This is a genomic window from Methylophilus sp., from assembly GCF_008015755.1.
Classification (GTDB): Bacteria; Pseudomonadota; Gammaproteobacteria; order Burkholderiales; family Methylophilaceae; genus Methylophilus.
In genome coordinates this window covers 119,129-130,081 of sequence record NZ_SSGF01000015.1, presented here as the reverse complement: position 1 = coordinate 130,081, position 10,953 = coordinate 119,129, and the positions used below count along the sequence as shown (strand labels likewise).

Below are 10,953 nucleotides of genomic sequence, written 5' to 3'. Positions count from 1 at the left end.
AACAACGTGGTTTCCCTGAGTGGTTGGAAGTCGACGTCAAAGCATTGTCTGGTAAGTTCAAGGCTAAACCTCAGCGTGATGAGTTGCCTGCTACCATCAATGAATCATTGATCGTTGAATTGTATTCTAAGTAATCGCTTAGTCTAGGCTAAGGTTTATTTTTTAATACCCAATTACTTCAAGGAATTGTATGCAAAATAACCCTACAGATTATTTGAAGCCACGTGTTGTGGACGTTGAAGTGATTACTCCACTGCGCGCACGTGTGACTTTAGAGCCAATGGAACGTGGCTTTGGCTATACCTTGGGTAATGCGTTGAGAAGAGTGTTACTTTCTTCCATCCCTGGTTTTGCCATTACTGAAGTAAAAATTGATGGTGTTGTACACGAGTACTCCACCATTGAAGGCGTACAGGAAGACGTTGTAGACATCTTGCTGAACCTGAAAGGTGTTGCTTTAAAGCTGCACAACAAGACTGAAACCATTTTGGTATTGAGTAAATCTGGTGAAGGGATTGTCACTGCTGGTGATTTCGATGTTGGTCATGATGCCGAGATCGTTAACCCAGGTCACATTTTGGCTAATATCACTAAAGGTGGCAAGTTGAACCTGGAAGTGAAAGTTGAAATGGGCCGTGGCTATCAGCCTGTACCAGTACGTCAAAAAGCCAACGATGAAGATCGCGTATTGGGCTTTATGATGGTGGATGCTTCTTTCAGCCCGATCAACAAAGTGAGCTACCATGTTGAGAGCGCACGTGTTGAGCAGCGTACTGACCTTGACAAACTGATTATGGATGTTGAGACGAACGGCATTATCGAGCCTGAGCAGGCCATTCGTGATGCAGCGCGTATCCTGATTGGTCAGTTGTCTGTGTTTGCAAATCTGGAAGGTGCTTCAGCAGATGTTGAAGTGAAAGCAGCGCCTCAGGTAGATCCTATTCTGTTGCGTCCGGTCGATGACCTGGAATTGACAGTACGTTCTGCCAACTGCCTCAAAGCGGAAAATATTTTCTACATTGGTGATCTGATTCAGCGTACGGAAAACGAATTGCTGAAAGCGCCTAACCTAGGTAGAAAATCATTGAATGAAATTAAAGACGTGTTGGCCTCTAAAGGCCTGACACTGGGAATGAAGCTGGAAAACTGGCCACCTGTTGGTCTGGAAAAAGCTTAATTTCTGATCAAATAAATACTTAAGGAATTACTATGCGTCACGGTAATAGCAATCGTAAATTGAACAGAACCAGCAGCCATCGTGCAGCTATGTTCCGCAACATGGTGGCCTCTTTGCTGCGTCACGAAGTGATCAAAACAACTTTGCCAAAAGCAAAAGAACTGCGTAAATATGCAGAACCACTGATCACTCTGGGTAAAACACCTACACTGGCAAACCGTCGCTTGGCATTTAGTCGTTTGCGTGACCGTGACATCGTCGGTAAATTGTTCGGTGAACTGGGTCCACGTTACAATGCACGTAATGGCGGCTACCTGCGCATCTTGAAGTGCGGCTTCCGCCAAGGCGACAATGCACCAATGGCATTTGTTGAGTTGGTTGATCGTCCAGAAGTTGCAGAAGCACCAGCAGCAGAATAAGACGTGATGCAAGTATAAAAAAGCCAGCTTTTGCTGGCTTTTTTATTTTCTAGCTGAGGCTAGTTAACCAGCCGCTTATTTTTTCTGTATCGAATGGCCAGAACAGGGCATTAGCTTGCTCGTCGTGACCATAAAGCAATACAGGGATGCTGATTTCATAGCGCTGTAGCAATTTTTCGTCATCCAGTATGTCTGTGTATGCATAAGGCAGATTCAATGCCTGCAGCAGCAGCTCTGCGTCATCACACAAGTGGCAACCTTTGGTGCCCAATAATATCAGTTGGTTTTGCATAAAACTCTAGGTAGTGTCATCAACGCTTTGTACAATGATACCTGCAAAATTAACGCCTGCTCAACATTGGATCATGCATGACAGAAATTCACGAACACGATGAGAAAGTGACCGAAGGCAAGGAAAGCCTGAGCGAAACTTTGCAGCAGGTGATCCACTTGCTGGATAAGCACAAGCTGGTCGAGCATGTGGTGCACAGGCAGGATATGCCTAAGCATGATCTGGTTGAGAATCTTGTTCACAAGCAAAATCTGAATATTCTGCAGCATAAGCTGGATCAGTTGCATCCAGCTGACGTTGCCTACATCCTTGAATCGCTGCCATTAGATGACCGTTTGATGGTGTGGGACTTGGTCAAAGCAGATCGTGATGGCGAGATTCTGCTGGAAGCCTCCGATGCGGTTCGGCAAACGCTGATTGCGGACATGGACAGCGACGAGTTGCTGGCGGCTGCTGAGCAATTAGATACTGACGAACTGGCTGACCTGGCGCCAGACTTACCAAAAGATGTGTTACAAGACCTGCTGTATAGTCTGGATACGCAACATCGTGAGCGCCTGCAATCTGCATTGTCTTATCCGGATGACACCGTCGGCGCCATCATGGATTTTGATATTGTGACGATTCGAGACGATATAACACTCGAAGTCGTGTTGCGCTACCTGCGCCGACTGCCTAAATTCCCAGACCATACCGATAAGTTATTCGTCATTAATCGCGATGACATCTTGCAAGGGGTGTTGCCGCTCAAGCGCATTATTCTCAATGACCCGGAGACACGGGTTGGCGACATTATGTCTAGCGATGCGGTGGTGTTTCATCCAGAAGACATGGCAGACCAGGCGGCGATGGCGTTTGAGCGCTATGACCTGGTGACGGCGCCAGTGGTCGACAATAACCGCAAACTGGTCGGGCGCATTACCGTTGATACAGTCATGGATATTATCCGGGAAGAAGCTGAGTCAGACATGTTGTCCTTGGCCGGTTTGCGCGAAGAGGAAGACTTTTTCGCCTCGATCTGGAAATCCGTGCAAAACCGTTGGGCTTGGCTGGCGATCAACCTGGTCACCGCATTGGTGGCATCACGCGTGATTGGCCTCTTTGAAGGCAGTATCGAAAAAATCGTCGCGCTCGCCGCACTGATGCCGATTGTTGCTGGCATTGGTGGCAACTCTGGTAATCAAACCACTACCATGATAGTGCGCGGTTTGGCGCTGGGTCAGATTTCCGGTTATCACATGAAGTCGTTGTTGCAAAAAGAAATGGGTGTGGCTTTGCTCAATGGCTTGCTCTGGGGTGGGGTGCTGGGCTTGATTGCCTTCTGGTTGTACCACAATGCGGCATTAGGCCTGGTGATGATGGCGGCCATGGCGCTCAACTTATTATTGGCGGCCATTATCGGCGTCATGATCCCGCTGGTGATGAATAAACTTGGTCGAGACCCGGCCGTCGGCTCTAGTGTGTTGATTACCGCGCTCACTGACAGTGGCGGTTTCATGATCTTCCTCGGCCTGGCCACAATCTTTTTGTTGTAATAATCTATGATGGATAACGATATTAATATTCTCTGGAAAGAAATTGTTCATGACCTGAGCACGGTTTCTGCGCTCTGGCAGTTGTTTGTATTTGGCGTGATTTTAGGTGTGAGCGGCTTGCTCAACTGGCATTTGCGCAAACAAATAGAGGCCGGCAAAGTAAACTCCGTTTATAAAATGCTATTGGGCGGTATTGAACGCTTGTTTTTCCCGTTTGTGGCGTTTTTGATGCTGGTGGCCGCGCGCTATTCGCTAGAGGGCTTTATGCATGTCGGGTTGCTGCGGTTGGCCGCGCGCATGTTGCTGGCGATGGTGATTATTCGCAGCCTGGTCTATGTGTTGCGTTATGTGTTCTCGCCCAGCGCCTGGTTGCACTCTTTTGAGCGCGTCATCGCCTGGAGTGTCTGGGTAGTGGTGGCATTGCATATCAGCGGCTTCCTCGATCCGGCCTTGCAGATTCTAGAGGATGTAAAATTTAGCGTCGGCAAACAGAAGTTAAATTTGTTGTTGTTGATCCAGGGTGGGCTGACCATCGTGATCACGATGCTGGTCGCTTTGTGGTTAAGCCGCATGATAGAGCTGCGCTTGATGGCCTCAGAGACTATTAATAGCAACTGGCGTGTCATTATGGTCAAGCTGGTGCGCATGATGGCCATCGTCATCGCCTTGCTGATGTCGATGGCGGCCGTCGGCATTGATGTCACGATGCTGTCAGTCTTTGGGGGCGCGCTTGGTGTGGGCCTGGGCTTTGGTTTGCAGAAGATCGCCAGCAATTATGTGAGTGGGTTTATTATTCTGATGGATAAATCGCTGCATATGGGCGACATTCTCACCATTAGTAACCACTATGGCATCGTCAAAGAGTTGCGTTCACGCTACATGATTCTGCGTAAGTTGGATGGAACTGAAGTGATTATCCCTAACGAAACGATGATCACCGACGTGGTCATTAATCATACGTCTGCCGCACACAAAGCAAAAATACCGATTCCAATCCAGATTTCCTATGAAAGTGACCTGGATGCAGCCATGCAGATCTTAAAAGAGGTTGGTCAGGCGCATCAGCGCACCATAAAAGATGAATCGGCTGTGGATGTGATTATCAAGGCCTTTGCTGAAAGTGGCATTGATTTGCAATTGTCGGTCTGGGTTGCTGATCCTGAGGAAGGTTCTGCTAGGTTGCAAAGTGAGATCTACTATGAGATTTGGCAGCGCTTTAAAGCGAATAATATTCAGATTCCATATCCACAGCGCGACGTGAGGTTGATCTCCGTGCCAGCCGCTTCTACAGCGCTTTAAACAACAAAAAGCCCAATGCTTGCATTGGGCTTTTTGTTGGTCGATAGAAAATGGCAATAATACACAGGGAATAAAAAAGCCTGCAGTTGCAGGCTTTTTTATTCATACTTAAAACTAAAATTATTTCAATTTAGTTTCTTTGTACATGACATGCTTACGAGCTACTGGGTCAAATTTCTTGATTTCCATTTTCTCTGGCATAGTACGTTTGTTTTTTGTGGTGGTATAGAAATGACCTGTACCAGCACTAGACTCTAATTTGATTTTTTCACGCATGATAATGTCCTTAGCTGACTAATGTCGCGAGTTAGATTTTTTCGCCAGCAGCACGCAAATCAGCCAACACAGCGTCGATACCATTCTTGTCGATCGTACGCAAAGCAGCGTTGGTAATGCGCAGGCTTACCCAGCGGTTTTCGCTCTCAACCCAAAACTTACGGTTTTGCAAGTTAGGCAAGAAACGACGTCTTGTTTTGTTTTGTGCGTGAGAAACATTGTTGCCCACCATTGGTTTTTTACCGGTTACCTGACATACACGTGCCATGGTTGTCTCCAAATACTTTTATCTTTTCAGAAAGAGCGAGATTATAGATTGAATCGTATACACAAATCAAGCGATTATTGTCATTTTTAACACAATTAGTGCTTGCCTGTGCTGCCAAAGCCACCTTCACCGCGTTCGCTGCTGGTAAATTCGTCCACAATATGAAAATCTGCCTGTACCACAGGCACAATCACCATCTGCGCCACCCGTTCCATCGGGTTCAAAATAAACGGCTCTTTACTGCGGTTCCAGCACGAGACCAATAACTGACCTTGATAGTCAGAGTCGATCAGCCCCACCAGGTTGCCCAGCACAATGCCATGCTTGTGGCCCAGGCCTGAGCGCGGCAAGATCATGGCTGCATAATAAGTGTTATCAATATGAATCGCCATGCCAGTAGGGATCATGACGGTCTCGCCCGGCTGTATGGTTTGTGTATGCTCGATACAGGCGCGTAAATCCAACCCGGCTGAACCTGGCGTGGCATAGCTAGGCATCATGTGATGCAAGCGGGGGTCAAGAATCTTGAGGTCTACGGTAATCGACATGCTGCATACTCCATAAAAATGATTGCGCTATTAAACACGAAATGAGGCTGAAAATCACTGATTACGATAATTAGTCAGCAACAAAAAAGCCAGCAGTTGCTGGCTTTTCAAATCGTGTGGACGTTTAGAATTTATATTGTGCGCTTAAACCCAGCAGGTAGTTGCGACCGGCGGCTGGTTCGAAGAATAAGCCGTTACCGTCATTGACGCGTACAGAACCGATGTAGTCTTTATCGGTAATGTTTTCTAAACGGATAAACTCTTTAAATCGCCAGTTGGTCAGGTTTTGTTCAAGTCCTGCGCGGATATTGAAGATGGTGTAAGAGGGCGCTTTGTCTGTGTTGATATCGTTCACGTAGACTTGGCTGTTATGGCGGCCTTCGAGAGCTGAGAAAAAGCCTAAGGGCTGATATTTCCACGCAACCTCACCATAAAGTTGAGATTTATAAGTGCCCGGGATTCTATTTCCAGAAGTAATCAAGTTGCCACTGGTCGTCCGGTAGTCAGAGTCAAACTTTGCATTGAGTAGTGTGTAAGAGATAAATGTAGTGAACCCATTGTCAAAAATACTATCGATAGAAAGTTCGGCGCCTGATCGTTTTGTATCGTTTGCGTTGACGTAGCTGGATCTTCCAGAAACTGTCCTATCTGTCACAATTTCATTTTTGGTTGTGATGTAAAACAAGCTTAGATTGACACGTGTGTTATCGGTAATAAATGATTTTAAGCCGATTTCAGTATTGTTACTCTCCGAGGCCTTTAAACTTAAATTTGGTTTACTTGCAACCCCTGTAGTTACATCGTCAAACGCTGCTTCAATGAATGTTGGCGTTTCAAAACCTTTGCCAAAGTTTGCGTAAAGATTCAGTCTGTCTGTGGCTTTCCATATAGCGCCAATTACTGGTGTCGTTTTTTGGTATTCAACTTCACCGCTATTGTCGCCATTTAAAGTGATTAAATTGTCTTTTACTTTTAATTTTACCTTAGTGTGGCGGGCGCCTGCATGTAAGTCTAGCGTTGGCGTCAAGCTCAGGCTGGTTTGAAGATATTGATCAAAATTGTCGACAGTATTAACCTCGTCTCGATTAAGAACGCTTACAGCAAACCCGTTGTTCAGAATGTTGGTGTCTAAACGATCATCAGAGGATTTTCCATAAGTCATACCAAGGCTAACTTTGTAAGGAAGGGTTGATATATATCCTGTATTATCCCATCTCGCATCAACTCCATAAAACTCTCTGCTAATCTCACTGAGGCGAGCACAAGTGCCGCGTGTCGTATTACATGGGTTTGTGCTTGTTCCCCCTGGGCCATTTAAAGTAGTCGCCAGTGCTGTGGTTGTTAATATTTGTGCATTGTTTCTTGTGCCGACATAAGGAATGATTGTCAGCTTGTTGTTAGCGTTAAACGCATGCTCAATGTTAAAACCCACTTGCGTATGGTCACGTTTAACGCTGGTGTTTGCAAATAAGGCCGCAGGAACAACTTTATCTCTTGTTGCGTTAGAAAAGGCTCTTGCTCTATCTAATCCAAGCGGATCCTGCGCTTCCTGATCAAACCAGTTCACCAAGGTCGTGATTTTAGTATCTTCGTTTAAATTAAACTTAAATTTGGCGGTGGCCATTTGTTTATTGCTTGAGCTATTGGCTCTGTAACCGTCAGATTCATAGTTGGATACATTCAGCGAGTATTCCAAGCCCTCTAATTGACCAGCCGCCTCCAGCACATTGCGTTTGGTATCATAGCTTCCAAACATGGTAGTGGCGCCAATGGTAGGCGTAGCAGGCGCATCCTGCGTAAACATCTGAATCACACCGCCAGACGAGTTGCCATACAGTGACGAGAACGGGCCACGCATTACTTCTATGCTTTTAATGGATGACTAATCGACAACGCCAGGTTGGCCCTGGCCATCTGGCATGGTGAGCGGGATACCGTCTACGTAGACACGAATTCCGCGCACGCCAAACGATGAACGTGAGCCAAAGCCGCGGCTGGAGATTTGTGGGTCTTGTGCTTGTTGTGTTCTGTTTTGCGCCGTGATACCAGGCACGCGGATCAGGCTTTCGGACAAGTTCATTTGTAACTGGCCGTCTTTGATGTTTTTTTGCTCAACGACATCAATCGCCACAGGCAAATCAAAACTGTTTTGTGCCTGACGAGTTGCGGTGACAACGACCGGTGACAGCGTGAGTGTTTTTTCTTCGTCTGCCATGGCGGGTGATACGTTGCCAAAGGCGACGCAAAGGGCGATATATAAGGGGGTGAGGCGAGGTGCGCGCATGATGATTCTCGATACTAAAAATTAAGCTGCGCGATTGTAAGCTGATTGTAAGTTTGGGCAGCTCAGTATTTTCATGAAAGTACTGAGAAATATCGATTTAGTTAGCTTTAGTCAAATTGGCTTTTAAGATGGGTTAAAAGTTTGAATGCGATGTTAATTTTGTCGTCGGTGCCGAGCGCATGTTCGCCGCCTGCGTCAATAATGGTGACGGAATTTTGTTCGCTGCCCATGGCGGTGCTGGCGTGATTAGCCACAATCATGGGGATGCGTTTTGCCAGTCTTTTTTGCCTGGCGTAATCGAGCACCTGTTCTGTCTCGGCGGCGAATCCAACGCAATAGGGTGGGTTGGGCAAAGAGGCAACATCTGCGAGGATGTCCTTGTTTTTGATGAGTCTCACTGTGAGTGACTCTTCACTTTTTTTGATTTTCTGTTCAGAAGACATCTCTGGCCTGTAGTCGGCGACCGCGGCTACGGCAATAAAAATGTCCTGATCTGCAATATGCTGCATTACCGTTTGGTACATCTCATTAGCGCTGCTGGCAAAGTAGGCGCGGCTGGTGGTTGGGCGCGCCGCACTGGCATGGCCATAAATCAGTGTGACCTCCGCGCCCATGTGCATGGCGGATTGTGCCAGCGCATAGCCCATTTTTCCGCTACTGAGGTTGGTGATGCCACGCACTGGGTCCAGCTTTTCTAGCGTGGCACCAGCGGTGATGAGTAGCTTTTTGCCTGCCAGCAGCTTGGGCGTGAAAAAGCTGTTTAACGCTTCCATTAAATCTGTGGGTTCCAGCATTCGGCCTTGTCCCACCTCGCCACAGGCTTGTTCACCGCTATCCGGGCCTAATGTTGTGATCCCGTCTTGTTGCAGTTGTTCAATATTGCGTTGTGTGGCAGGATTCTCCCACATTTGACGATTCATGGCGGGTGCGACCAATAGTGGGCACTCACGTGCAAGACATAGTGTAGAGAGTAAGTCGTTGGCAAAGCCATGCGCGAGTTTGGCGATAAAGTCTGCGCTGGCAGGCGCCACTAAAATGGCATCGGCTTTGCGGCTGAGTTCGATGTGCGGCATACCGTTGGCGATGCGTTGATCCCAGCTATCAACAAATACCGGGTTGCCGGACAACGCCTGTAATGTCGTCGGCGTGATAAAGTGGGTTGCGGCTTCTGTCATCACCACTTGCACGCTGTGGCCCTGTTTAACCAGTAAACGCACGAGCTCTGCCGTTTTGTAAGCGGCAATGCCGCCTGTGACGCCGAGCAGTAAATGGCGCGGATGTGAGTGCGTTGGGATCATGGCTGCATTTTAACTGTAAATTTCAGGCAATTGCCATTTCTGCAATGTATAGCATTTTCTTTAAAGATGTTAACATCTGCGCATCGGTGGGGTGGAGCGCATGCTAAAGTTAGTCAGGATTTTTTTCTGGGTGGTTGTGGTGCTGGCTGCATTGATGCAGCTTTGGCAGGAATATCAAACCTTGCAGTGGCGTCAATCTTTAAACGTCGCTTTATACCCAATTAATGTTGATGGCACGCCAGTGGTGGATGCCTACATCACCAGCTTGCGACCACAAGATTTTGAAGTCATTGCGCAGTTTTTTTCACGCGAGGCACAAAAATACCAATTACCTTTGTCTCGTCCCATCAGCCTTTATTTAGGGCCTGAGATTCACGATGTTCCACCGGCACCGCCCGCGGTCAACGGCCACCTTTTGGATATTATTCTGTGGAGTCTCAAGTTCAGGTGGTTTGGCTGGGGGCATCAACCAGAGGTCGGTAAGCCTATTGATATCAAGCTATATCTGTTGTATCACGACCCAGGCAAGCATCGCCACTTGCTGCACTCAACCGCTTTACACAAAGGCAGAATCGGTCGCGTCAATTTGTTTGCGGAAAACAGCCAGCATGCGACCAATGCTGTGATTATTGGACATGAGTTACTGCATACGCTCAGTGCCAGCGATAAATATGACTTGGGTACCAGTCTGCCCCTGTTTCCGCAGGGCTATGCCGAGCCTTATGCGCAACCGCTTTATCCGCAATCTATGGCCGAAGTGATGGCAGGCAAAGTGCCACAAACAACGCAAAAAGCACGCATGGCCAAGAGCTTGGGGGAGGTCGTGATTGGTCGACCAACCGCACGTGAAATCGGCTGGTTAAAATAAACAGGAGGCGCGATGGCAATCACCGACTGGCCTGAACAAGAACGACCACGCGAGAAGTTACTGCGCGCGGGTGCCGCGAGCCTGTCTGATGCCGAGTTGCTGGCCATTTTTTTGCGCGTCGGCATGGCAGGCAAAACCGCGGTAGATCTGGCGCGCGATTTATTGCAGCATTTTCAAAGCCTCAATGGCGTGTTTTCTGCAGATGTCAAACAGATGACGGCGGTGCCGGGCATGGGCGTGAGCAAATACTGCCAGTTGCAAGCGGTGCTCGAGATGAGCAAGCGGGCACTGGGGGAAACCCTGCAGCAGCAAGATAGCTTTCGTTCGCCTGCCCAAGTCAAAGACTATTTGCAGTTGCAATTATCGCATCTGCAACGCGAGGTGTTTGGCATACTGTTTTTAGATGCGCAGAATCGCTTGATTGCCTATGAAACCTTATTTGAAGGCAGCTTGATGCAAACCAGTGTTTATCCGCGTGAGGTAGTTAAGCGCGCGCTGGCACTCAATGCGGCGGCGTTGATCTTAAGCCACAATCACCCTGGCGGAAGCGCAGTGCCTAGCCGTGCCGATGAGCAATTGACCATCAGTTTGAAAGACGCTTTAAATCTGGTGGATATCAAGGTGCTGGATCACATTATTGTGGCCAGACAAGACACATTTTCGTTTAGCGAGCGGGGATTAATTTGAGC

The 10,953-nt window shown here is 47.7% G+C and carries 11 protein-coding genes and 2 pseudogenes; 7 read left to right on the top strand and 6 right to left on the bottom strand.

Annotation, left to right across the window (positions count from 1 at the left end; translation table 11 throughout):
• The 3 genes and pseudogenes from E6Q52_RS06615 to rplQ all read left to right on the top strand — a co-directional run.
• Positions 1-134 (top strand): annotated as a pseudogene (locus tag E6Q52_RS06615) (30S ribosomal protein S4); the annotation flags it as partial.
• A 56-nt stretch (positions 135-190) separates the two neighbouring features.
• Complete coding sequence (gene rpoA / locus E6Q52_RS06610) at positions 191-1,177, top strand: DNA-directed RNA polymerase subunit alpha (protein ID WP_292820104.1); 987 nt, start codon at positions 191-193, stop codon at positions 1,175-1,177.
• Between the two features lie 32 nt (positions 1,178-1,209).
• Complete coding sequence (gene rplQ / locus E6Q52_RS06605) at positions 1,210-1,596, top strand: 50S ribosomal protein L17 (protein WP_292820102.1); 387 nt, start codon at positions 1,210-1,212, stop codon at positions 1,594-1,596.
• Between the two features lie 49 nt (positions 1,597-1,645).
• Here the strand turns inward: rplQ and E6Q52_RS06600 are convergent, their stop codons facing one another.
• Entirely contained in the window at positions 1,646-1,888 is a 243-nt protein-coding gene (locus tag E6Q52_RS06600) for a glutaredoxin family protein (RefSeq protein WP_292820099.1), read from the bottom strand.
• Between the two features lie 77 nt (positions 1,889-1,965).
• Between E6Q52_RS06600 and mgtE the strand changes: the two genes are divergently transcribed.
• Together mgtE and E6Q52_RS06590 are read left to right on the top strand one after the other, a co-directional pair.
• Positions 1,966-3,423: a magnesium transporter gene (gene mgtE, locus E6Q52_RS06595; RefSeq protein ID WP_292820095.1), complete on the top strand. Its 1,458-nt coding sequence runs from the start codon at positions 1,966-1,968 to the stop codon at positions 3,421-3,423.
• A 9-nt stretch (positions 3,424-3,432) separates the two neighbouring features.
• Positions 3,433-4,722, top strand: coding sequence for a mechanosensitive ion channel domain-containing protein (locus tag E6Q52_RS06590; protein ID WP_292820091.1), 1,290 nt, complete (start codon positions 3,433-3,435; stop codon positions 4,720-4,722).
• Positions 4,723-4,842: 120 nt separating this feature from the next.
• Here E6Q52_RS06590 and rpmG read toward each other — a convergent pair whose 3' ends face one another.
• The 5 genes and pseudogenes from rpmG to coaBC all read right to left on the bottom strand — a co-directional run bounded on the left by rpmG (position 4,843) and on the right by coaBC (position 9,396).
• The gene (rpmG, locus tag E6Q52_RS06585) at positions 4,843-4,998 is read right to left on the bottom strand and encodes a 50S ribosomal protein L33 (protein WP_013441158.1); all 156 of its coding nucleotides are present in this window, start codon (positions 4,996-4,998) and stop codon (positions 4,843-4,845) included.
• Positions 4,999-5,029: 31 nt separating this feature from the next.
• On the bottom strand, positions 5,030-5,266 hold the full coding sequence (gene rpmB / locus E6Q52_RS06580) for a 50S ribosomal protein L28 (protein WP_018986249.1): 237 nt from the start codon (positions 5,264-5,266) through the stop codon (positions 5,030-5,032).
• A gap of 95 nt (positions 5,267-5,361) precedes the next feature.
• Complete coding sequence (gene dut / locus E6Q52_RS06575; RefSeq protein ID WP_292820051.1) at positions 5,362-5,814, bottom strand: dUTP diphosphatase; 453 nt, start codon at positions 5,812-5,814, stop codon at positions 5,362-5,364.
• Between the two features lie 124 nt (positions 5,815-5,938).
• A pseudogene (locus tag E6Q52_RS06570) lies at positions 5,939-8,098 on the bottom strand (TonB-dependent receptor family protein).
• 107 nt (positions 8,099-8,205) lie between these two features.
• Positions 8,206-9,396, bottom strand: coding sequence for a bifunctional phosphopantothenoylcysteine decarboxylase/phosphopantothenate--cysteine ligase CoaBC (gene coaBC, locus E6Q52_RS06565; protein WP_292820049.1), 1,191 nt, complete (start codon positions 9,394-9,396; stop codon positions 8,206-8,208).
• 100 nt (positions 9,397-9,496) lie between these two features.
• Here coaBC and E6Q52_RS06560 point away from each other — a divergent pair, with 100 nt between their 5' ends.
• Positions 9,497-10,264 carry a hypothetical protein gene (locus E6Q52_RS06560; protein ID WP_292820047.1) on the top strand — a complete coding sequence of 256 codons (768 nt, stop codon included), beginning with the start codon at positions 9,497-9,499 and terminating at the stop codon, positions 10,262-10,264.
• A 12-nt stretch (positions 10,265-10,276) separates the two neighbouring features.
• Positions 10,277-10,951 (top strand): DNA repair protein RadC, encoded by a 675-nt coding sequence (radC, locus tag E6Q52_RS06555; RefSeq protein ID WP_292820045.1) that lies wholly within the window; start codon positions 10,277-10,279, stop codon positions 10,949-10,951.
• Positions 10,952-10,953: the final 2 nt, after the last annotated feature.